The sequence below is a fragment of the Salegentibacter chungangensis genome, from assembly GCF_042678405.1.
Lineage (GTDB): Bacteria > Bacteroidota > Bacteroidia > Flavobacteriales > Flavobacteriaceae > Salegentibacter_A > Salegentibacter_A chungangensis.
Genome location: NZ_JBHTLI010000001.1, coordinates 131,845 through 154,503, shown reverse-complemented (window position 1 = coordinate 154,503; position 22,659 = coordinate 131,845). Strand labels below are relative to the sequence as shown.

17 protein-coding genes are annotated in these 22,659 nt (G+C 43.3%); 16 read left to right on the top strand and 1 reads right to left on the bottom strand.

Translation table 11 applies throughout. From position 1 onward, the window contains the following. Positions 1-86: 86 nt before the first annotated feature. Genes rimP through infB form a run of 3 tightly spaced genes read left to right on the top strand, consistent with a single transcriptional unit; the run spans position 87 to position 4,610 of the window. The gene (gene rimP / locus ACFQ3Q_RS00625; RefSeq protein WP_380741915.1) at positions 87-548 is read left to right on the top strand and encodes a ribosome assembly cofactor RimP; all 462 of its coding nucleotides are present in this window, start codon (positions 87-89) and stop codon (positions 546-548) included. A 12-nt stretch (positions 549-560) separates the two neighbouring features. Then, positions 561-1,793: a transcription termination factor NusA gene (nusA, locus tag ACFQ3Q_RS00620; RefSeq protein ID WP_380741913.1), complete on the top strand. Its 1,233-nt coding sequence runs from the start codon at positions 561-563 to the stop codon at positions 1,791-1,793. Between the two features lie 51 nt (positions 1,794-1,844). Further along, positions 1,845-4,610 (top strand): translation initiation factor IF-2, encoded by a 2,766-nt coding sequence (infB, locus tag ACFQ3Q_RS00615; RefSeq protein ID WP_380741912.1) that lies wholly within the window; start codon positions 1,845-1,847, stop codon positions 4,608-4,610. Positions 4,611-4,677: 67 nt separating this feature from the next. Here infB and ACFQ3Q_RS00610 read toward each other — a convergent pair whose 3' ends face one another. Then, positions 4,678-5,067 (bottom strand): SPOR domain-containing protein, encoded by a 390-nt coding sequence (locus ACFQ3Q_RS00610; protein WP_380741910.1) that lies wholly within the window; start codon positions 5,065-5,067, stop codon positions 4,678-4,680. Positions 5,068-5,290: 223 nt separating this feature from the next. Between ACFQ3Q_RS00610 and ACFQ3Q_RS00605 the strand changes: the two genes are divergently transcribed. From ACFQ3Q_RS00605 to queG, 13 genes are all read left to right on the top strand, one after another. Next, positions 5,291-6,643 (top strand): c-type cytochrome, encoded by a 1,353-nt coding sequence (locus tag ACFQ3Q_RS00605; protein WP_380741907.1) that lies wholly within the window; start codon positions 5,291-5,293, stop codon positions 6,641-6,643. Between the two features lie 53 nt (positions 6,644-6,696). Next, positions 6,697-9,783: a TAT-variant-translocated molybdopterin oxidoreductase gene (locus ACFQ3Q_RS00600; RefSeq protein WP_380741904.1), complete on the top strand. Its 3,087-nt coding sequence runs from the start codon at positions 6,697-6,699 to the stop codon at positions 9,781-9,783. A 35-nt stretch (positions 9,784-9,818) separates the two neighbouring features. Continuing rightward, entirely contained in the window at positions 9,819-11,579 is a 1,761-nt protein-coding gene (gene nrfD, locus ACFQ3Q_RS00595) for an NrfD/PsrC family molybdoenzyme membrane anchor subunit (protein WP_380741902.1), read from the top strand. Between the two features lie 5 nt (positions 11,580-11,584). Then, complete coding sequence (locus tag ACFQ3Q_RS00590) at positions 11,585-12,109, top strand: DUF3341 domain-containing protein (protein WP_380741899.1); 525 nt, start codon at positions 11,585-11,587, stop codon at positions 12,107-12,109. 7 nt (positions 12,110-12,116) lie between these two features. Then, on the top strand, positions 12,117-12,794 hold the full coding sequence (locus tag ACFQ3Q_RS00585) for a c-type cytochrome (RefSeq protein WP_380741897.1): 678 nt from the start codon (positions 12,117-12,119) through the stop codon (positions 12,792-12,794). Between the two features lie 27 nt (positions 12,795-12,821). Further along, positions 12,822-14,183 carry a quinol:cytochrome C oxidoreductase gene (locus ACFQ3Q_RS00580; protein ID WP_380741895.1) on the top strand — a complete coding sequence of 454 codons (1,362 nt, stop codon included), beginning with the start codon at positions 12,822-12,824 and terminating at the stop codon, positions 14,181-14,183. 33 nt (positions 14,184-14,216) lie between these two features. Then, positions 14,217-15,281, top strand: coding sequence for a cytochrome c oxidase subunit II (locus ACFQ3Q_RS00575; RefSeq protein ID WP_380741893.1), 1,065 nt, complete (start codon positions 14,217-14,219; stop codon positions 15,279-15,281). Positions 15,282-15,316: 35 nt separating this feature from the next. Continuing rightward, on the top strand, positions 15,317-17,137 hold the full coding sequence (locus tag ACFQ3Q_RS00570) for a cytochrome c oxidase subunit I (protein ID WP_380741891.1): 1,821 nt from the start codon (positions 15,317-15,319) through the stop codon (positions 17,135-17,137). A gap of 109 nt (positions 17,138-17,246) precedes the next feature. Next, positions 17,247-18,269, top strand: a complete 1,023-nt coding sequence (gene ruvB, locus ACFQ3Q_RS00565; RefSeq protein ID WP_380741889.1) for a Holliday junction branch migration DNA helicase RuvB — start codon at positions 17,247-17,249, stop codon at positions 18,267-18,269. 11 nt (positions 18,270-18,280) lie between these two features. Then, entirely contained in the window at positions 18,281-19,609 is a 1,329-nt protein-coding gene (locus tag ACFQ3Q_RS00560) for a cytochrome P450 (protein WP_380741888.1), read from the top strand. A 173-nt stretch (positions 19,610-19,782) separates the two neighbouring features. Beyond that, a complete protein-coding gene (locus tag ACFQ3Q_RS00555) occupies positions 19,783-20,901 on the top strand; it encodes a nickel-binding protein (RefSeq protein ID WP_380741886.1) in 1,119 nt (372 codons plus the stop codon). Positions 20,902-21,016: 115 nt separating this feature from the next. After that, positions 21,017-21,571: a hypothetical protein gene (locus ACFQ3Q_RS00550; protein ID WP_380741884.1), complete on the top strand. Its 555-nt coding sequence runs from the start codon at positions 21,017-21,019 to the stop codon at positions 21,569-21,571. 44 nt (positions 21,572-21,615) lie between these two features. Next, complete coding sequence (gene queG / locus ACFQ3Q_RS00545) at positions 21,616-22,539, top strand: tRNA epoxyqueuosine(34) reductase QueG (protein WP_380741882.1); 924 nt, start codon at positions 21,616-21,618, stop codon at positions 22,537-22,539. Positions 22,540-22,659: the final 120 nt, after the last annotated feature.

Below are 22,659 nucleotides of genomic sequence, written 5' to 3'. Positions count from 1 at the left end.
ATCTTAGAAAATAATGCTATATTTGCAGCGTTGAAACTATAAAAAGTACAGCGAGGGGACGATAAGTCCCCTCTTTTTATAACCTTATGTTGCAGGAGAAAGTAGAAAAATTACTTGAAGAGGCCTTTAAAGAGAATAATTCCTTATTTTTAATAAGCCTTGAAGTCACCGAAAATAATCAGATAAAAGTGATCATAGACGGTGATAAAGGGGTGTCGGTGAATGACTGTATAGAAGTGAGCCGAAAGGTTGAGCACAACCTGGACAGGGAAGAAGAAGATTTCTCCCTCGAGGTAAGTTCTGCCGGGGTTTCAGAACCTTTAAGCCTGCCAAGGCAATATAAAAAGAATGTAGGTCGAAAGCTGAAGGTCACTACCGAAGATCAGAAGATCGAGGCAACTTTAACCGGGGCTGATGAAGAAAAGATCAGTCTTAGCTGGAAGACCAGAGAACCCAAACCCGTAGGAAAAGGAAAGCACACAGTTCAAAAAGAAGCTGTGATTCCCTATACGGATATTGTAGAAGCAAAAGTTATGATAACATTTTAATCGCATATTGATATGGAAAATATCGCCTTGATAGAGTCATTTTCAGAATTTAAAGATGACAAGCTGATAGATCGTGTAACCTTAATGGCGATCTTGGAAGAGGTTTTTAGAAATGCTTTAAAGAAAAAATATGGGGAAGACGATAATTTTGATATTATTGTAAATCCCGATAAAGGAGATTTAGAGATCTGGAGAAACCGAGTAGTAGTAGCCGATGGAGAAGTTGAGGACCCTAACCAGGAAATCTCCCTTACCGAGGCAAGGAGGATAGAGCCCGATTTTGAGGTTGGTGAAGATGTTTCAGAAGAAGTTAAGCTTAAAGATCTTGGGCGTCGTGCAATCTTGGCCTTGCGTCAAAACCTGATCTCTAAGATCCACGAGCACGACAATACAAATATCTACAAGAGCTTTAAAGAGCTTGAAGGTGAGATTTACACCGCTGAGGTACACCATATCAGGCATAGGGCGATCATTTTGCTTGACGATGAAGGAAACGAGATCGTGTTGCCTAAAGATCGTCAGATCCCTTCAGACTTTTTCCGTAAAGGAGAGAACGTGCGCGGGATCATAGAAAGTGTAGAGCTTAAAGGAAACAAGCCTACTATCATTATGTCCAGAACTGCTCCCGGCTTCCTCGAGAAGTTGTTCGAGCAGGAGATCCCTGAGGTTTTCGACGGGCTTATTACCATTAAGAAGGTAGTTCGTGTTCCCGGGGAAAAAGCGAAGGTTGCTGTAGATTCTTATGATGACAGGATAGACCCTGTTGGTGCCTGTGTGGGTATGAAAGGATCAAGGATACACAGTATTGTTCGGGAATTGGGCAATGAGAATATAGATGTTATCAACTATACCACCAACGATCAGTTGTTCATTACCAGGGCGTTAAGTCCTGCGAAGATCACTTCGATCAAGATGGATGATGAGAATAAGACCGCCGAGGTGATGCTGAAGCCTGAAGAGGTTTCTAAGGCAATTGGACGTGGAGGTCACAATATCAGGCTTGCAGGTCAGCTTACAGGGTACGAAATTGACGTATTCCGTGAGGGGGTTGAAGAAGATGTTGAGCTTAGCGAATTCGCCGATGAGATAGAAGACTGGGTGATCCAGGAATTCTCGAAGATCGGGCTGGATACTGCTAAAAGTATTTTGGAACAGGATTTGGAAGATCTTGTTAGACGTACAGACCTGGAGGAGGAAACCATTAGAGAGGTGATCCAGGTGCTTCGCGAGGAGTTCGAAGAGTAGAAAACGACAGTACAAATTATAAATTAAAAGAGGTTAATTATAGGGCAATTTATGGCTGAAGCAAAGACAATGCGACTAAACAAAGTTTTACGCGAATTCAATATTTCGTTAGACCGGGCTGTGGATTTTTTAAATTCCAAAGGTCACGAGATTGAAGCGCGTCCTACTACCAAAATTTCCGCAGAGGTTTATCAGGTCCTTTCCGATGAGTTTGAGACAGATAAGTCTAAGAAAGTGGAGTCTAAAGAGGTAGGCGAAGAAAAGCGTAAGGAGAAGGAAGAACTTCGACTGGCTCGTGAAAAAGAGCTGGAGGAGAAGCGCAAAGCTGAAGAGAAAAAGGAGAAAGAAAGAGCGCAGGAAGAGAAAGAAAAGGAAGAGGAAGAAGTTGTTTCTTCCAGAGCTAAGCTTTCCGGGCCTAAGCAGGTCGGGAAGATAGATCTCGAAGATAAATCTGGAGAAGCTAAAAAAGAGGAGCCTAAAAAACCTGAGCAGCCACAGGAAGAAAAAGCCCCTGCTTCAAAAGAAGAGAAGAAAGAAGAGAAAGCTCCTGAGAAAGCTGAGAAGAAAGAAGAGCCTAAGGAAAAAGAGCCTAAAAAAGAAACAGAACCTCAAGCTAAGAAAGAAGAAAAGAAAGCTCCTGCTGAAAGCCCTTCAGAAGAAAAAGAGGAGGATACTTCTATAAAGACCAATTATACCAAACTTAGTGGTCCTAACTTCACCGGTGAAAAGATCGATCTTTCGCAGTTTAAGAAACCTGCCAAGAAGAAGGATGATAAAAAAGCCGAAGATGATAAGAAGGATAAGCGCAAGAAACGTCGTCGCCGAATAAGCAAGGACGTTAAAGGTGCTCCCGGACAAGGGGGTGGAAAGAAGTCGCGCAAAAGATCCAGACCAATTACCAAGGAAGAGCCTAGCGAGGAAGAAGTACAAAAACAAGTACGGGAAACTCTTGAGAAACTTCAGGGTAAATCCGGTAAAGGAAAAGGAGCTAAATACAGAAGAGATAAAAGAGATCAGCACCGTCAGCGTTCAGAAGAGGATCTGGCACAACAGGAATCAGACAGCAGAATCCTTAAGGTAACTGAATTTGTTACCGTTAGTGAGGTGGCTACTATGATGGATGTGCCGGTTACTAAGGTGATTTCAGCCTGTATGTCACTTGGAATGATGGTGACGATGAACCAGCGTCTTGATGCTGAAACACTTTCTATTGTTGCTGAAGAATTTGGTTATGAAGTAGAATTTGTAACGGCTGATGTTGAAGAAACGGTAGAAGTAGTAGAAGATAAGCCGGAAGACCTTGAAGACAGAGCGCCTATTGTAACTGTAATGGGTCACGTAGACCACGGTAAAACATCGCTGCTGGATTATGTTCGTAAAGAGAATGTAATTGCAGGAGAGAGTGGTGGTATTACCCAGCACATTGGAGCTTACGGGGTTCAGCTTGATAACGGACAAAAAATTACATTCCTGGATACTCCGGGTCACGAGGCCTTTACGGCGATGCGTGCAAGGGGTGCTCAGGTAACCGATATTGCGATTATTGTGATCGCTGCAGATGATGATGTGATGCCTCAAACCAAAGAGGCTATTTCTCACGCCCAGGCGGCGGGAGTGCCAATCGTATTTGCAATAAACAAATCTGACCTGCCTACGGCGAATCCTGAAAAGATCAAGGAGAAGTTGGCCGGAATGAATCTTCTTGTTGAGGATTGGGGAGGTAAGATCCAGTCTCACGATATTTCCGCTAAAACAGGAACCGGGGTTAAGGAGTTGCTTGAGAAAGTATTGCTTGAAGCCGAGATTCTTGAGTTGAAAGCCAATCCTGACAAACTGGCCCAGGGTACCGTAGTAGAAGCTTACCTTGATAAAGGTAGGGGTTACGTTGCTACGATCCTTGTTCAGGCAGGAACGCTTAAAGTAGGAGATTATGTACTTGCCGGAAGACATAGTGGTAAAGTGAAAGCTATGCAGGACGAGAGAGGGAAGGACGTTAAAGAAGCCGGACCATCTACTCCTGTGTCTATCTTAGGTCTTGACGGTGCGCCGCAGGCCGGTGATAAGTTCAAGGTGATGACCGATGAGCGTGAAGCTAAGGATATCGCTGCGAAGCGTACCCAGCTGCAGCGTGAGCAATCAGTTAGAACACAGCGTCACATTACCCTTGATGAGATTGGAAGACGTATTGCGCTCGGAGACTTTAAAGAGCTTAACATAATCCTGAAAGGAGATGTGGATGGTTCTGTTGAAGCGCTTACCGATAGTTTCCAGAAATTGTCTACCGAAGAGATTCAGGTAAATATCATTCATAAAGGAGTAGGAGCCATTACTGAAAGTGATGTGTTGCTTGCTTCGGCTTCAGACGCCATTATTATCGGATTTAACGTGCGTCCTGCTGGTAATGCAAGACAGGTTGCCGATAAGGAAGAGATAGATATCAGAACTTACTCTATTATTTACGACGCGATCAACGATCTTAAGGATGCGATGGAAGGAATGCTTTCACCTGAACTTAAGGAGGAGATTACCGGTACTGCCGAAATCAGAGAGACCTTCAAGATCTCCAAAATCGGAACTATTGCCGGATGTATGGTTACTTCAGGTAAGATCTACAGAAGCGCCGGTGTTCGTTTGATACGAGACGGAGTGGTGATCTATACCGGAGAACTTGCATCGCTTAAGCGATTTAAGGACGATGTGAAGGAAGTAGCTAAAGGTTATGATTGCGGTATGCAGATCAAAAATTACAACGATATTAGAGAAGGGGATGTGATCGAAGCCTTTAGAGAGGTGGAGGTTAAGAAAACCCTGAAATAATATTAGAATATAATGAATAAAAAAAAGCGGCTTTAAGGCCGCTTTTTTAGTTTTGTGACTTGTGGGATTATCTTCTTTGTGGCTTCGGAATAAAGGCCCCGGGAAAACTTTCTTTGATCTCCAGAAGAGCTCTGTCTGCCTCCAGGCGGTTTCTGAAATTCCCAACCCATACTTTGTAATTGGGGGCCTCATAAACGATAACAGATGGGAATGCATAAAGGTTCCTGTATTTCTTGATCACTTCATTGGCTTCCCCGTTATCTCCGTAAAACAATTGTATTTTATACCGGTCGCCAATCTGGTTGGTGCTTGCCATCTCGGTCTTTAATTCCAGAAGTTCCGGGATTTTCTTATCCTGGTCTATGTTCACGCTGCCTTGTTGTGCGAAGGCGCCGTAAAAGGAAAATCCTGCGACGATAAAACTTAAAACTAATCTTTTGGGACTTGTTAAATTCATTGTTTAATTGTTTAAAAGCAAATGTAAAACATAATAACTTAAGCAGTTGCAATTTATTATTTAGAACTATTATAAATTACCCATTAACACTCCTTAACATTCAGAAAATCGAGTTTAAGTATTACTTTTGTGCACGAATTTAAAGGTGCGTTTTAGGGTTTTTTCAGCTCTTAGATAGAAGTAAAAATCGTACCAAAGTTTAGACGTTAATTCAACTATTAATATGAAAAAGGTGAAATACCGCCATCTGAATTCGCGAATACTACTCTTAAGTGTAGCGTTTTTTCTTTCATTTACTGTTTCAGGACTAGCTCAGGACCAGGCTGCAGAAAAGCCTGATTCTGGTACAGAGCAGCAGGCTGAAGAGGCTTCTGCTGCAAGTTCAGATCTGGGCGATCCGGCCAATGGAAAATCATTATTCAATTCACAATGTGCTGCTTGTCATAAGCCGTATTCCGAATCTATCGGTCCGGCTTTACATGGGATTACCGAAAGACAGGATCTTGAGTGGATTACCAGCTGGGTGCATAACAGTTCTGAGCTGATCGCTTCAGGAGACGATTATGCGAACCAGATATTTGAGGAATATAATCAAACGGCTATGCCGGCTTTCCCTCAGTTGTCTGAAACCGATATAAAGGATATTCTTGCTTATGTAGAGCAGCCTAAACCGGAGCCTCAGACGGCTCAGGCAGGTGGGCAGCAGGCCGGAGGTTCTCAGGGCGGAGGACAGGGTGTTTCTGTAGATGTTATTCTTGGAATCCTTGTTTTTGTGCTCGTGATGCTGTTGGTGGTGTTGTTCCTTGTGAACAAAACGCTGAAAAGGTTTGCCGATGCAAGCGGGGTTAAGCTTCCTGCTAAACCACAGAGAAAACCGATCTGGAAAGCTTTTGTTGAAAACCAGTTCTTGTTGTTGGTGACCGCAGTTGTGGTGTTGCTTGGGGTTGGTTATTTTGCTTACGGCTTCTTTATGCAGGTTGGCGTTGACCAGGGGTATCAGCCAATTCAGCCAATTCATTATTCGCACCGAATTCACGCGGGGGATAACCAGATTGAGTGTAAGTATTGTCACTCTTCTGCTAGGACTTCAAAGACCTCGGGAATTCCTTCATTGAACGTTTGTATGAACTGTCATAAATCGATCTCTGAAGTTGCTCCGGAAACCGCTACTGAAGAATACTCGAAAGAATTTTATGATAAGGAGATCGCCAAGTTGTACGAAGCTGCAGGCTGGGATCCTTCTACAAGAACATACAGCGGTGAAGCAAAACCGGTGAAGTGGGTTAGAATTCATAACCTTCCTGATTTTGCATATTTCAATCACTCGCAGCACGTTTCGGTTGCGGGGATCCAGTGTCAGAAATGTCACGGGCCTATCCAGGAAATGGAAGTGGTTTACCAGGACGCTCCGTTGACTATGGGGTGGTGTGTGAACTGTCACCGTGAGACCAAGGTTAAGATGCAAGGAAACGAGTATTACGAGAAAATACACGAAGAATTATCTAAAAAGTACGGCGTTGAAGAGCTTACGGCAGCCCAGATGGGTGGTCTTGAGTGCGGTAAATGTCACTACTAAAATAATTCCTGCTTTGGGCAGGAGCTAATTAAGAAGTTAATATCTAGATATATATGTCATCAAACAAAAAATACTGGAAAAGTGTTGAAGAGCTGAATGAAAACAGTTCTGTTGTTGAGACGCTCCAACAAAAAGAATTTGCTGAAGAGATCCCGGTTGATGAATTTTTGGGGGATAAAGATTCCCTTGAAAGTTCTAAGACCTCGCGCAGGGATTTCCTTAAGTATGTTGGTTTTAGTACTGCAGCAGCATCTCTTGCTGCCTGTGAAGGTCCTGTTGTTAAATCGATCCCTTATGTGGTGCAGCCGGAGAGTATAGTTCCCGGAGTTGCAAACTACTATGCATCTACAATTGCAGATGGGTTCGATTTTGCCAGCGTCTTGGTAAAGACCCGTGAAGGCAGGCCTATTAAAATTGAAGTTAACGAATTGTCTGAAGCTCGTGGCGGAGTAAACGCCCGTGTTCAGGCTTCCGTTTTATCGTTGTACGATAGTCAGCGGGTAAAACGTCCAATGATAGAAGGAAGGAATGTTTCCTGGGAGGAGTTCGATCGTGAGGTTGGAACTGCTCTTGATGGTGTTTCCGGTGAGATCGTTCTGCTTACGCAGACTTTTGCCAGTCCTTCTACCACAAAACTTATAAATGAGTTCTCTTCGAAATACGGAAATGTACGTCACGTAGTGTACGATACCGTATCTGAAGATGCTGCTCTTAATGCTTTCCAGTCTAAATTCGGAAAGCGTGCATTGCCAAATTACGATTTCTCAAAAGCTGAAACCATTGTCTCTATAGGTGCCGATTTCCTTGGTGACTGGCAGGGCGGTGGTTATGACGCCGGTTACGCGAAAAGCCGTATTCCTAAGGATGGTAAGATGTCCCGTCATATTCAGTTCGAATCAAATATGAGCTTATCTGGTGCAAATGCCGATAAGCGTGTGCCTGTTACTCCTTCTCAGCAAAAAGCTGTATTGTCTGCATTGGTCGGGTATGTGATTGGTGGTTCTTCTACCAGCGATCTTCCTGCCAAGATTGACGATGCTGTTGTTAAAGCTGCCAGACAGTTGGAGAAAGCCGGTAGCGGAGCTGTTGTTGTTTCAGGTCTTCCTGATGATGATGCTCAGTTGTTGGTGTTGGCCATCAATGAGGCGCTTGGAAGTAAGGTGATGGATACGGCTAACGCAAGAACTATCCGTCAGGGTAATGCTTCTGAAGTTGCCCAGTTAGTAAAAGATATGAATAATGGTAGCGTTGGTGCTGTAATTATGGCCGGCGTGAATCCATCATACAGTCTTCCGAATTCTAAGGAATTCAACGAAGGTCTTGCGAAGGTTGGGGTAACGCTTTCTTCAACGCTGAAAGTTGATGAAACGGCTAAACTTTGTAAATATGTAGCTGCCGCTCCGCATTATTTGGAGAGCTGGGGTGATGTTCAGTATACTGAAAAGAACTTCAGTCTTATGCAGCCTACTATTCGTCCGCTTTTTGATACAAGACAATTTCAGGATTGCCTGTTGAAATGGAGTGGTAACGATACTTCTTATTACGAATACATAAAAGAAACCTGGGGTGGAAGCCTTGGAGCAGGAGCGTGGAATACCGCCCTGCACGACGGGGTTTTTGAATCTTCTTCTCCGGTGAATGTAGCAGGCGAGCCTGCTACTGTAGAAGGCGCTTCGGCAGATGTATCCGGTGCTGCAAGAAGACTTGCTCAGGCAGGCGAGGGTAAAGGGCTTGAGTTAAGTCTTTATACTAAGACCTCTATGGGTGACGGACAGCAGTATAACAACCCTTGGTTGCAGGAAATGCCGGACCCGATCACAAGAGTGTCCTGGGATAACTACCTGAGCATTTCCAGAGCCGATGCTGAAGAGCTTGGGCTTGTTAATGAGAATGTTTCTAATGGTGCTCTTAACGGAAGCTATGTGAACGTTAAGCTTGGGGAAACAGTTGTGAAAAATGTACCTGTTTATATTCAGCCCGGCCAGGCGAAAGGATCTGTTGGTCTTGCCCTTGGTTACGGAAAAACTGAAAATATCCAGGAAGAAATGCAGGTAGGTGTTAATGCTTATCCGCTTTATAAAGATCTTAAATCTATCCAGAGCGTAAGTCTTGAAAAGGCTGCCGGTATTCACGAATTTGCCTGTGTGCAGCTTCATAATACCTTAATGGGTAGAGGGGATATTATCAAGGAAACTACTCTTGAGGTATTCAATACTAAAGACGCTCACGTTTGGAACAGTGTTCCTGAAGTGTCCCTTAACCACCAGGAAAAGGAAGTTACTTCTCCTGAGGTGGATATGTGGGAGAGCTTTAATCGTGAAGTAGGTCATCACTTTAATCTTTCTATAGACCTTAATGCCTGTACAGGATGTGGGGCTTGCGTTATCGCTTGTCACGCTGAAAACAATGTTCCTGTTGTTGGTAAATCTGAAGTTAGGAGATCCCGTGATATGCACTGGTTGCGTATAGACAGGTATTACTCTTCAGAAGAAGAAGGCTTCGGATCAGATATTGAAAAGAAAGAGAATATGTCTGGTCTTACCAGTTCGCTTTCTCAGTTCGCTGAGCTTGAAGAGCCTGCAGATAACCCTAAAGTTGTATTCCAGCCTGTAATGTGTCAGCACTGTAACCACGCTCCGTGTGAAACAGTATGTCCGGTGGCTGCAACCTCTCACGGTAGACAGGGTCAGAACCAGATGATCTATAACCGTTGTGTGGGTACAAGATACTGTGCCAACAACTGTCCTTACAAAGTGCGTCGTTTCAACTGGTTTAACTATGCACAGAACGAAGAATTCGATTTCCATATGAACAATGATCTTGGACGTATGGTGTTGAATCCTGATGTGACCGTAAGGTCACGAGGGGTTATGGAGAAATGTTCTATGTGTATCCAGAAGACTCAAAAAACCATTCTTGATGCCAAGCGTGAAGGAAGACCTGTTAAAGACGGCGAATTCCAGACAGCTTGTTCTGCAGCCTGTGATAAAGGTGCTATGACCTTTGGAGATGTTAATGATAAGGATGCTGCAATTATCGAGGAAAAAGAGGATGAAAGAATGTACCACTTACTTGAATACCTGGGAACTAAGCCTAATGTGATGTACCAGACGAAGGTGAGAAATACTACAGAAGCTTAATTTAACTATTAATAAAGAATCAATTATAAAAGGATATGTCTCATTACGAAGCACCTATACGAAAGCCTTTAGTAACCGGGGATAAGAGCTATCACGACGTTACCGTTGATGTGGCGGCTCCGGTTGAAGGAAGGGCTAATAAATCTTGGTGGATTGTTTTTTCCATTTCCCTTATTGCCTTCCTTTGGGGTTTAGGTTGTATAATTTATACCGTATCTACGGGTATCGGAACCTGGGGGTTGAATAAGACCGTTGGTTGGGCCTGGGATATTACCAACTTTGTTTGGTGGGTAGGTATTGGTCACGCCGGTACACTTATCTCGGCCGTATTACTTCTTTTCCGCCAGAAATGGAGAATGGCCATTAACAGGTCTGCAGAGGCGATGACCATCTTCTCGGTAATGCAGGCAGGATTGTTCCCTATTATTCACATGGGGCGTCCTTGGTTGGCATACTGGGTACTTCCGATCCCTAACCAGTTTGGGTCGCTTTGGGTGAACTTTAACTCACCGCTTTTATGGGATGTATTTGCGATCTCGACATACCTTTCTGTTTCACTTGTATTCTGGTGGACGGGACTGCTGCCTGACTTCGCGATGATTCGCGACAGAGCTATCACTCCTTTTACTAAAAGGATCTACGGAATACTAAGTTTTGGATGGAGCGGACGTGCTAAGGACTGGCAGCGTTTCGAAGAAGTGTCACTTGTACTTGCCGGTTTGGCAACTCCTTTGGTACTTTCGGTACACACCATTGTATCCTTTGACTTTGCTACCTCGGTTATTCCGGGATGGCACACCACCATCTTCCCTCCTTATTTCGTTGCCGGGGCGATCTTCTCCGGATTCGCGATGGTGAACACTCTTCTTATCATTATGAGAAAAGTGTCTAATCTTGAAAACTATATTACTATCCAGCATATCGAATTGATGAACATCGTAATTATGATTACGGGGTCTATCGTGGGTACTGCTTATATCACCGAGCTTGTTATTGCCTGGTATTCGGGAGTGGAGTATGAACAGTACGCCTTCCTTAACAGGGCTACAGGACCTTACTGGTGGGCATACTGGTCTATGATGACCTGCAACGTTTTCTCTCCGCAGTTTATGTGGTTCAAGCGTTTGCGTACAAGTATTATGTTCTCTTTCTTTATCTCGATTATCGTGAACATCGGGATGTGGTTCGAACGATTTGTAATTATTGTGACCTCACTCCACCGTGATTACCTGCCTTCAGCCTGGACAATGTTCTCTCCAACATTTGTAGATGTAGGGATATTCATTGGAACTATAGGATTCTTCTTTGTGCTGTTCCTTCTTTATGCCCGTTCTTTCCCTGTGATCGCACAGGCAGAGGTGAAGTCTATCCTTAAGTCTTCAGGAGAAAAGTACAAGAAACTTAGAGCTGAAAAAGGTGATGACGTAAAACATTATGAGCACGAAACCGTGGGCAGAGAGCCTTCTGAAAATAAAGAAGAAGGAGGTCATCAGGAAACTGTAAATGCAGAAGCGCTTACGATCTCTGAAGTTCAGAAAGACAGAATAGATGAAATGCTGGCAAGGATAGGTACTTATGATCCGGCAAGCCAGGAGGCAGATGACCTTACCAGGCTTAAGAATGTAGGGCCATTGTTGCAACAGCATCTTCACCAGGTAGGAATTTATACCTATGCTCAGGTAAGTAAACTTACAAAAGACGATTTTGAATTGCTTGACGAAGTTATTGAGAACTTCCCTAATGAGGCTCAGAGAGAAGATTGGGCAGCACAGGCAACAAAACTTAAAAACAAGTAATTAAGATGGCATCAAAAGTAATACACGCTATTTATAACGATGACGATCTGCTTTTACAAGCCGTTAAGCAGGTACGTGAAGCGCGCTATCATATTGGTGAAATTTACACTCCTTTCCCGGTTCACGGTTTGGACAAGGTGATGGGGCTTGCACCAACCAGATTGGCTATAACCTCCTTTTTGTATGGTTTGGTTGGTTTGACTGTAGCCGTTTTAATGATGAATTTTATAATGATTGAAGACTGGCCACAGGATATTGGGGGTAAGCCTAGTTTTAGCTTTCTTCAGAACATGCCGGCTTTTATTCCAATTATGTTTGAATTAACCGTATTCTTTGCTGCTCACCTTATGGTGATCACCTTCTACCTTAGAAGTAGACTATGGCCTTTTAAAGCAGCTGAAAATCCGGATCCAAGAACTACAGACGATAAGTTCCTTATGGAAGTGGATGTTGCTAATCATAATGTGGATGATCTTTCAAAGTTCCTTTACAATACCGGAGCCTTGGAAATTAAATTAATTGAAAATTAATAGACTAATGAGAAGTTTATTCAATAGATATATAGCCTTTTTATTCGTGGCAGGTTTGTTTACTTCCTGTGCCGATGAAAATGAACCAAATTATCAGTATTTCCCTGATATGTATGTGTCTCCCGGGTATGAGACCTATGGTTCTTACGATATCTTTCAAAACGAGCAGGAAGCAAAATTACCGGCAGAAGGAAGTATCCCGAGAGGGTGGATGCCTTATGAGTATGAAAATACTCCTGAAGGTTCGGCAAATGCAAAAGCTAACCTTACCAACCCGCTTCCTTATACTGAAGATAATTTAGCTGCAGGGAAAGAACTGTACACAATTTACTGTGCGGTTTGTCACGGAGATAAAGGAGCCGGAAAAGGTATTTTGGTAGAACGTGAAAAATTTCTTGGAGTTCCTTCTTATGATGACCCGGGAAGGGCCATCACCGAGGGTAGTGTATACCACGTGATGTATTACGGGCTTAACAATATGGGCTCTTATGCTTCCCAGACCACTATAGAAGAGCGCTGGCAAATAGATCATTATGTGATGAGTCTTAAGCGTTCCCTTGAAGGGAAGCCTGAAAGAGCTTTTGAGGATGCCAAACAGGATGCTCAGTCTTCAGAGGCTGAAGGGGAGCAAATGACCTCAGAAGAAGAGCCTGCTCAGGAAACACAAGAAGAAACCCAAAACTAAAGAATTAAAGCATTTAGATTTATCAATATGTACACGCTATCCAGTAAATTAAAATTAACAGCAATTATCTTTATGATTGTTGGTGCCGTAGGTCTTATTTACGGATTTATTGCAGCACCATCAACTGTTGATGATGTAAAGGAAATGATGGCATCACACGGCGGCCACGGAGAAGAAAGTGAAGCTGCTACCGCTCACGTAGAATCTGCCGGGCACGAAGCTGAAGCTGCTCACGCTGAAGAAGGCGAGCAGGGCCACGCTGCTGCTGCCGAAGGTCACGAAATGGAGCACCTGGAGCATAAACTGCACCAGCTTCAAAACAAGCCCTGGGCAGCCCTTTATGTTGCGGCCTTCTTTTTCTTTATGATCTCTTTGGGAGTCTTGGCATTCTATGCGATACAGTATGCAGCACAGGCTGGATGGTCTCCGGTACTGTTCAGGGTAATGGAAGCGATCACCGCTTATGTGATTCCTGGCGGGATCATTGTATTCGTGCTGTTATTGCTTTCAGGTTTTCATATGAATCACCTTTTCATCTGGATGGATCCTGAAGTTGTTGCAGAAGATGAAATTATACAAAACAAGGCAAGTTATCTTAATGTGCCTTTCTTCCTGATAAGAGCTGCTATCTACCTTGGAGGCTGGATGCTGTTCAGACAATTGCTTAGAAAAGGTTCCATTAAACAGGACAATGCAACCGATAATAAATGGTTTAAGAAAAACTTTAAACTGGCTGCAGGGTTCCTTGTTTTCTTTATAGTAACAGAGTCAATGATGTCCTGGGACTGGATAATGAGTGTAGACCCTCACTGGTTCAGTACTCTTTTTGGATGGTATGTATTTGCGAGTATGTTCGTATCCGGGATTACTGTGATCGCTCTTATGTCGATCTATCTTAAATCCAGAGGCTATCTTCCTTTTGTGAATGACAGCCACCTGCACGACCTTGCTAAATTTATGTTCGGGATCAGTATATTCTGGACCTACCTTTGGTTCTCACAATTTATGCTGATCTGGTATTCTAATATTCCTGAGGAAGTGGTGTATTTTATAGCACGTATTGAGGATTATGCCTTGCCATTCTTTGGAATGCTTGTGCTTAACTTCGTCTTCCCGGTATTGGTGTTGATGAACAGCGATTATAAGAGAGTTAACTGGTTTGTGGTAATGACGGGACTAATTATCTTAATTGGTCACTATCTTGATATTTATGTAATGATTATGCCGGCAACTGTAGGTGAATCCTGGTTCATAGGAATCCCTGAGATCAGTGCGGTGTTGTTCTTTGCCGGGTTGTTCGCCTTTGTCGTGTTCAACGCGCTTACCAAGGCTCCGCTGCTGGTAAAAAGAAATCCTTACCTTAAGGAAAGCGAGAATTACCATTATTAATAAAGATTGATTGTTTAAAGAAGAATATATAAAATGACCGTATTTTTAATAATCATAGTACTAGCGCTTCTTGCCGTAACCGCCTGGCAAATCTCTAAGATTTTTCAGCTGTCTAAAAGTGAGGACACCGATACAACGCAGGTAGCCACAGACAAGGATAACACTATGCAGGCAAAGCTTATGCTTGGTTTTATGGTGTTTCTTTATGCCGGGATGCTTTATTGCTTCTGGTACTACAGTAAGTTCTATTTACCTGAGGCTGCATCGGCTCACGGTGGGGAATATGATACACTGATGTTCGTATCCATTTTCATCATTATGGTGGTGCAGATCATTACCCAGGCTTTACTGCACTGGTTCGCATTTAAATACCGCGGTGAAAAGGGGAAAAAAGCTCTTTTCTATGCCGATAACGATAAACTGGAATTCATCTGGACCATTATCCCTGTTATTGTTCTTGCAGGTCTTATTATCTATGGATTATTTACCTGGTCAGATATTATGAACGTGAGCAAAGAAGACGATCCTATTGTGATTGAACTTTATGCCAAACAGTTCAGCTGGACAGCCAGGTATGCCGGAGAAGATAATACCTTAGGGAAAGCCAATGTACGTTTCATTGAAGGTGCTAATACTCTGGGGATAAGTGAGAACGATTCTTACGCAAAAGATGATAAGGTGACTACGGAATTACACCTGCCTGTTGGAAAAAGGGTGTTGTTTAAATTAAGATCCCAGGATGTGCTGCACTCAGCTTATTTCCCTCACTTCCGTGCGCAAATGAACGTAGTTCCTGGTATGATCACTCAGTTCAGCTTTACTCCAACCATTACTTCTGAGGAAATGAGAGACAGCGAGTATATGGTGGAAAAAGTCCAGCATATTAATGAAATAAGAAAAGAAGAAAGTAAAGAGCTTGTGGCTGAAGGAGAAATGCCGCTTGATGCTTATGAATTTGATTACTTCTTGTTGTGTAACAAGATTTGTGGAGAGGCGCACTACAATATGCAAATGAAGATTGTTGTAGAGAGTGAAGAAGATTACAAGGCCTGGTTAAGCGAACAGGGTACGTTCGGTGAAACTATGGCTAATAACTAATTATTATTAAGGTTTAAAAAGAATATATTTAAGATATGTCAGCAATAGCAAACGCACCGGCTCACGATCACCACGAGGATCACGGACATCATCATAAGGAAACTTTTATCACAAAGTACATTTTTAGTCAGGATCATAAGATGATTGCCAAGCAATATCTTATTACCGGGCTTATTATGGGAATTATCGGGATAGCAATGTCCGTTTTGTTCCGTATGCAGCTGGCCTGGCCGGAAGAGTCCTTTGCAATTTTTGAAGCATTATTGGGGAAATGGGCTCCTGACGGAGTTATGACTCCTTCAATATACCTTGCATTGGTAACTATTCACGGTACCATTATGGTATTCTTTGTACTTACTGCCGGGTTAAGTGGTACTTTTAGTAACCTGCTTATTCCGTTGCAGATTGGAGCCAGAGATATGGCCTCAGGATTCCTTAATATGGTTTCTTACTGGCTGTTCTTTATCTCTTGTGTGGTAATGGTTAGCTCTTTATTTGTGGAAGCCGGACCGGCTTCTTCAGGTTGGACTATCTATCCTCCTCTTAGTGCCCTGCCACAGGCTATTGGTGGTTCGGGACTGGGAATGACCCTTTGGTTAAGCTCACTTGCCATATTCATCGCATCTTCGCTATTGGGATCTTTGAACTATATCGTGACCGTTCTTAATCTTAGAACAAAAGGAATGTCTATGACGAGACTTCCGTTAACCATCTGGGCTTTCTTTGTGACCGCTATCATTGGTGTGGTTTCGTTCCCGGTATTACTTTCAGCAGCATTATTGCTTATTATGGATAGAAGTTTTGGTACTTCCTTCTTCTTAAGCGACATTTATATTCAGGGAGAGGTATTGAGTCACCAGGGAGGTTCTCCGGTACTTTTCGAACACCTTTTCTGGTTCCTTGGCCACCCGGAGGTTTACATTGTAATACTTCCTGCTATGGGGCTCGTTTCAGAGATTATGGCAACCAACTCTCGTAAACCTATTTTTGGTTATCGTGCGATGATTGCTTCCATACTTGCGATTGCATTCCTTTCTACCATTGTATGGGGTCACCATATGTTCGTATCCGGAATGAACCCGTTCCTTGGATCGGTATTTACGTTTACAACCCTTCTTATTGCGATTCCATCGGCTGTAAAAGCTTTTAACTGGATCACAACCTTATGGAAAGGTAATCTGCAGATGAACCCAGCTATGTTATTCTCTATTGGTTTCGTTTCTACCTTCATCACCGGAGGTCTTACCGGGATTATTCTTGGAGATAGTACTCTAGATATTAACGTTCACGATACATATTTTGTAATTGCTCACTTTCACCTGGTAATGGGTATCTCTGCACTTTACGGATTGCTTGCTGGTGTTTATCACTGGTTCCCTAAAATGTTCGGAAGAATGATGAACAAGAACCTTGGTTATGTTCACTTCTGGGTGACTGCAGTTGGTGCTTACGGGGTATTCTTCCCAATGCACTTTATCGGACTTGCGGGTCTTCCAAGACGTTACTATACCAACACGGCATTCCCGTACTTCGATGACCTTGCCGATGTGAACGTGATCATTACCTTGTTTGCGATTATGACCGCAGCGGTTCAGGTGGTGTTCCTTTACAACTTCTTCGGCTCTATTTTCTTCGGAAAGAAAGCTACTCAGAACCCTTGGAATGCTACAACCTTAGAATGGACTACTCCGGTGGAGCATATCCACGGAAACTGGCCGGGAGCGATTCCTTCGGTTTACCGTTGGCCTTACGATTACTCTAAGACTAATGAAGATGGGGGATATGTGATAAAGGGACAGGACTTTGTTCCTCAAACAGTGCCTCTTCAGGAAAATGAAGAAGAACTGAATCACTAAATAACCCGATTTAACAATATTCTGAAAAGCCTTTTCCTTACCGAAGAGGCTTTTTTCTTTTATCTTTGTTCTGAAGCCTGATGGCTTTTCTATTTAATTCGCATTAACTATGAATGAACACTTAGATCCCACCGGTGAAAATTTTTCTTCCGAAGAATTTGATGTCGAAAGAGCTTTAAGACCCCTCGAATTTGATGATTTTGCCGGCCAGGACCAGGTTCTTGAAAACCTGAAGGTGTTTGTAGAAGCGGCCAATCTTAGGGGAGAGGCTTTAGACCATACCTTGTTTCACGGTCCTCCGGGATTGGGGAAGACCACCCTTGCTCATATTCTGGCCAACGAACTAGGGGTTGGGATCAAGGTAACATCAGGTCCGGTTCTGGATAAACCGGGAGATCTTGCCGGTCTTTTGACCAATCTCGAGGAGAGGGATATTCTGTTCATAGATGAGATCCACAGGCTAAGTGCAGTAGTGGAGGAGTATCTTTATTCGGCTATGGAAGACTACCGTATAGATATTATGATAGAATCAGGTCCAAATGCCAGAACCGTACAGATCAACCTTAGTCCTTTTACCCTGGTGGGCGCAACCACCCGTTCGGGACTTCTAACCGCACCAATGCGGGCAAGATTTGGTATTTCCAGTCGTCTGCAATATTACACTACCGAATTATTATCTGATATAATACAGCGTAGTGCAGATATTCTGAATGTACCTATTAGTCTTGATGCGGCCATAGAAATTGCTGGCAGGAGCAGGGGAACACCCCGTATTGCTAACGCCTTATTGCGCAGGGTGCGTGATTTTGCACAGATAAAGGGTAACGGGAAGATAGACCTCGAGATCTCCCGGTATGGACTTAAAGCGCTTAATGTGGATGCTCACGGGCTGGACGAAATGGACAATAAGATCCTTTCTACCATTATAGATAAATTTAAAGGAGGTCCTGTTGGGATCACAACACTTGCAACTGCTGTTAGTGAAAATGCCGAAACCATTGAAGAGGTCTATGAGCCTTTTCTTATCCAGCAGGGATTCATATACAGAACTCCGCGTGGGAGGGAGGTGACCGAGGCCGCCTATAAGCATCTCGGCCGGATAAAAGGAGACGTGCAGGGCGGGCTGTTCTAAAAAAGCAATTGATGCAGTATAAAGAGATTCCAACGGTATCGGTATTCCGTTTTTTACGCAATACCAATCAGATTCTCAGGAATCCTTTGCCTTTTCATCATATTAATTTTGAAAAATACGGAGATATCTTTCAGATCCATCTTGGCTTTGGAAAGAAGATAATCTTTTGCCGGGATGCCGGTTTTGCTGAATACGTGCTCCAAAAGAAACAGAAGAATTATATAAAATCTACCATTCAGACGCGGGACCTTGCCAAATATGTAGGGAAGGGCTTGCTCACTTCCAACGGAGAGCACTGGGCAAGACAACGCAAACTCATTCAGCCTGCTTTCCATAAAAAGCAGCTGGCAGGACTGCTGGATAGTATACAAGCCGCCATTAATACTGAACTTCAAAAGATTCAGCCCGCAGTCGAAATCGATGTTTTCCCGATATTTAATGACCTGGCTTTTCAAACAGTGGTGAAATCCCTTTTCAGCAGTGCCGTTGGGGAGAAGGAGATCAAGAGGCTGCAGCATATTACCGAGGCAGCACAGAAGATGCTGGTAAAGGAACTGCGGCAACCTTATAAAAGATGGTGGTTTTATGTGAGCGGAAAGATCGGGAAGCATCTTGGGTTAACGGGAGAAGCACGCGAAATTCTTCGGGGCTTAATCCGGGACCGGAAAGACTCTTCACAAAAACACGGTGACCTGCTGGATATGCTTCTTGATGCAAGATATGAAGACGGGGAACCTATGGAAGAGGAGCAGCTTATAGATGAGATTCTCATTCTTTTTACCGCGGGCCACGAAACCACTTCAAATGCCCTGAGCTTTACCTGTGAGCTCTTGGCACGAAACCCTGAATCTCAGGAAAAGATCCTTGAGGAGATCACTTCGGCAGAAAGGATGACGGAGAACCTGTTCGGTTTTCTTAAAGCCTGTCCTTATACAAGACAGGTTATTGAGGAAGCAATGCGCCTGTACCCGCCGGCGTATTTTATTGACAGGAATAATATTGAGGAAGATGAATATAATGCTATGCATTTTCCGCCAAAGTCAGACCTGCTCTTTTCCATATTCGAGATCCATCGACATAAGGATTACTGGAAAGATCCTGAAACTTTTGATCCGGACAGGTTTAAAGAGCCCGGGAGTCATTCTTCACATTACTTTCCGTTTGGAGCCGGCCCGAGAAAATGTATAGGCAGTAATTTTGCGATGTACGAAATGATACTGACTATAACAGGAATTGTCAGGAAGTATAAAATTATTCCCACCAAGGATAAGATCGAGATCCTTCCGCTTATTACCCTGAAACCTAAAAATGCCATTCTAGTTTTTGAAGAAAGGGAGTAGTTTTTTGGGATCCCTGAAATCACTTCTCTCAATTTACCGGGTTTGCACCTATTCTTTTTTTGGGTATATTTTCTTTAATTGTTCGGTTGAAGATTTCCGCCCTTACCGGTAATCCAGTTGGTTTATTAAACACAATTTCACCCCTCAGATGAATTCTAAAGTAATCTGGTGTTATGCCAATTTTTATGGATCTCCATATTGGGCAGGATCTTACTCCTGAGGATGTTGCAATTGCGCATCAGGCCGATGTTCGGATACAGGACAGGTATGGTTGTAAGTGTTTAACCTATTGGATAGATGTTCAGAAGAGCAATGCCTATTGCCTGATAGATGCCCCCAACAAAGAGGCTGTGTTTGAGCTTCACCGTAATTCCCATAAACAGTTTCCCGATGAAATTATAGAAGTAGACCCCAGGGTGGTCAAGGCATTTCTGGGCAGGACCCACGATCCTGAAGTAGTGGATTATATGATAGATCAGAAAATCAAGGTTTTTAACGACCCCGCATTCAGGGTTGTTCTTTTAGTATCCACCAGGGATAAGCTTGAGCTGACTTCGGAATTTGGAAGTGAGAAAGCCTCTGCAATGCTGAAAAGATTTAATGCAATGGTGCAAACCTCCATTGCCCGGTATGACGGGGTGGCAGCAGAAAGAGAGGGGCAGGACCTAATTGCGACCTTTACCTCTGCAACCCAGGCGGTTCTTTGCTCCATAAGAATCTCAGACTTTTTGCAGTCGGTAAGACAGGACCTGGGTATGGGAGTTGGGATACATGCCGGCACACCGGTAGACCATAGCCATAAGCTTTTTGGCTCTACTCTTAGGCTTGCGAGGTTTTTCGCCGGTATTATTTCTGAAGATGAAATCCTTATCTCTGGCACTGTTAGGGACTTGTTGGAAAGGTCAGGCAAGCAATCCCTGGCCAAACCCGGGAGTCACAATTTGAGGTTTTTCACCAAGACCGAAGAGCAGTTTTTAGTGAAACTGGTAAATGTGCTCTGTGAGAATTGGCAGGATTCAGAGTTCGAAATAGAAGACTGGTGTCAGGAGATGTCTATGAGTAAAACTAAACTATATAGAAGATGTATAGACACTACAGGGATGTCTTCCATACGCCTCCTTAAGGAGTTCCGACTCAAAAAAGCAAAGGGACTACTCTGGGAATCTGATAAGAATGTGGCTCAGACCGCTTTTGAATCCGGCTTCAACAGTCCGTCATATTTTACCAGATGTTTTCAGAAGAGATTTGGCCTGAAACCTCATAATTATAGCGATTTTAAGGACTATAAATAGGGTTTTAATTACATAGTTCCACCTATTTCATTAATAGTCGATGTTTTGTTGGTTTGTTCCCTGTGTTAGAGCCCTCAAATTATTTTAAAAAAAATAACCACTAAATAACTATAATATGAAAACTGTAAATGAAGTTTTTGGGGAACAGAGTAGGAGTATCTTTTCTATCCTATTGGCAATTGCATTTGTGAGTATATTTCTTTCCTGCAGCGTAGATAGTGATTCCGCTGTTGATCCTGAGACCATCGATTTAAAGGCTCAGAAGCATCTCGATTCCTGGGAAGATCAGGTTGCAAGACTCGATCAGAAAATGCGCCGATTTGAAAACATTCAGGTGGCTATGGCCCAGGGCTGGAGTGAAGATGTTTCCGGATATGTGCCGCAAATGGGACACCACTACCTTAATCCCGATCTGGCTGACGGAACTTTTGAAGTTGAAAAACCAGAGGCTTTGTTATATGTTCCAACCGAAGATGGAGGCTGGGAATTTGTAGCTGTGGAATACCTTATTTTTGGAATAGGACCGGATGGCCCGGCTCCAGAAGGTTTTATTGGGGAAGCTGATGTTTGGGTTTATAATTCTGATGTGCCTGCCTGGACGCTGCACGCCTGGGTGGGACTGGAAAATCCTGACGGGGTTTTTGCAGCCTTTAATCCGCTGTTACCATAATCAGGAAGTAAGGCAGAATCCTTCAGAAATCTTAACTTAGCACCGTGAATTCAAAACGGCGCTATACCGAAATTATTAAAGCTGAAGCAAAACGCCTCGGCTTTCTTTCCTGTGGAGTAAGCCCTGCTGGTTTCCTGGAGGAAGAAGCACCACGCCTTGAAAATTGGCTTGAGCAGAATATGCACGGGGAAATGCGCTATATGGAGAATCATTTTGATAAGCGCCTGGACCCGACTAAACTGGTGGAAGGTTCAAAAAGTGTGATCTCTCTTCTTCTGAACTATTATCCGCACGAGCTTCAAAATGAAGAATCTTATAAGATCAGTAAATATGCTTACGGAAGGGATTACCATTTTGTAATAAAGGATAAGCTCAAGCAGTTGCTGAATTTTATGCAGGATGAAATTGGCGAAATCGGAGGCCGGGCCTTTGTAGACTCGGCGCCCGTTTTAGATAAAGCCTGGGCGGCCAAAAGCGGACTCGGCTGGATAGGTAAGCATTCTAACCTGCTCTCCAAAAAGGCCGGCTCCTTCTACTTTATTGCAGAGCTTATTGTAGACCTTGAGCTCGAATACGATACCCCGGTGACCGATCACTGTGGGAGCTGTACTGCCTGTATAGATGCCTGTCCCACTGGTGCCATCGTGGATCCCTATAAGGTGGATGGGAGTAAGTGTATTTCTTATTTTACCATAGAGCTGAAGGATGAACTCCCAAATTCCTTAAAGGGTCAGTTTGACGACTGGATGTTCGGGTGTGATATTTGCCAGGATGTTTGCCCCTGGAACCGCTTTTCGAAACCTCACAATGAACCTTTATTCAATCCGCATCCGCTATTACTGGAGAACGATAAAAAGGACTGGGAAGAGATTACCCGGGAGACATTCAATGAGATCTTCAGAAAATCGGCCGTGAAGAGAACCAAGTTTGAAGGCCTGAAGAGAAACATCCGTTTTTTAAAGGATTAAGCTTATTCTTTTGCATTTTTCAGAGCAAAATTTGTGATTCATTTTTTATATAATATCCATTTTCCCTTCTTTTTAAGCTTCTTTGAATTATCTTCCTTTTTAAAAGAATTAAGTTTATTA

Excerpts from the sequence above, each read along its gene's own strand:
- infB (WP_380741912.1), top strand. The coding sequence starts at position 1,845 with ATGGCTGAAGCAAAGACAATGCGACTAAACAAAGTTTTACGCGAATTC.
- rimP (WP_380741915.1), top strand. The coding sequence starts at position 87 with ATGTTGCAGGAGAAAGTAGAAAAATTACTTGAAGAGGCCTTTAAAGAG.
- ACFQ3Q_RS00550 (WP_380741884.1), top strand. The coding sequence starts at position 21,017 with ATGAAAACTGTAAATGAAGTTTTTGGGGAACAGAGTAGGAGTATCTTT.
- ruvB (WP_380741889.1), top strand. The coding sequence starts at position 17,247 with ATGAATGAACACTTAGATCCCACCGGTGAAAATTTTTCTTCCGAAGAA.
- ACFQ3Q_RS00605 (WP_380741907.1), top strand. The coding sequence starts at position 5,291 with ATGAAAAAGGTGAAATACCGCCATCTGAATTCGCGAATACTACTCTTA.
- ACFQ3Q_RS00600 (WP_380741904.1), top strand. The coding sequence starts at position 6,697 with ATGTCATCAAACAAAAAATACTGGAAAAGTGTTGAAGAGCTGAATGAA.
- ACFQ3Q_RS00555 (WP_380741886.1), top strand. The coding sequence starts at position 19,783 with ATGCCAATTTTTATGGATCTCCATATTGGGCAGGATCTTACTCCTGAG.
- nrfD (WP_380741902.1), top strand. The coding sequence starts at position 9,819 with ATGTCTCATTACGAAGCACCTATACGAAAGCCTTTAGTAACCGGGGAT.
- ACFQ3Q_RS00560 (WP_380741888.1), top strand. The coding sequence starts at position 18,281 with ATGCAGTATAAAGAGATTCCAACGGTATCGGTATTCCGTTTTTTACGC.
- ACFQ3Q_RS00575 (WP_380741893.1), top strand. The coding sequence starts at position 14,217 with ATGACCGTATTTTTAATAATCATAGTACTAGCGCTTCTTGCCGTAACC.
- ACFQ3Q_RS00580 (WP_380741895.1), top strand. The coding sequence starts at position 12,822 with ATGTACACGCTATCCAGTAAATTAAAATTAACAGCAATTATCTTTATG.
- ACFQ3Q_RS00570 (WP_380741891.1), top strand. The coding sequence starts at position 15,317 with ATGTCAGCAATAGCAAACGCACCGGCTCACGATCACCACGAGGATCAC.
- ACFQ3Q_RS00590 (WP_380741899.1), top strand. The coding sequence starts at position 11,585 with ATGGCATCAAAAGTAATACACGCTATTTATAACGATGACGATCTGCTT.
- ACFQ3Q_RS00610 (WP_380741910.1), bottom strand. The coding sequence starts at position 5,067 with ATGAATTTAACAAGTCCCAAAAGATTAGTTTTAAGTTTTATCGTCGCA.
- ACFQ3Q_RS00585 (WP_380741897.1), top strand. The coding sequence starts at position 12,117 with ATGAGAAGTTTATTCAATAGATATATAGCCTTTTTATTCGTGGCAGGT.
- nusA (WP_380741913.1), top strand. The coding sequence starts at position 561 with ATGGAAAATATCGCCTTGATAGAGTCATTTTCAGAATTTAAAGATGAC.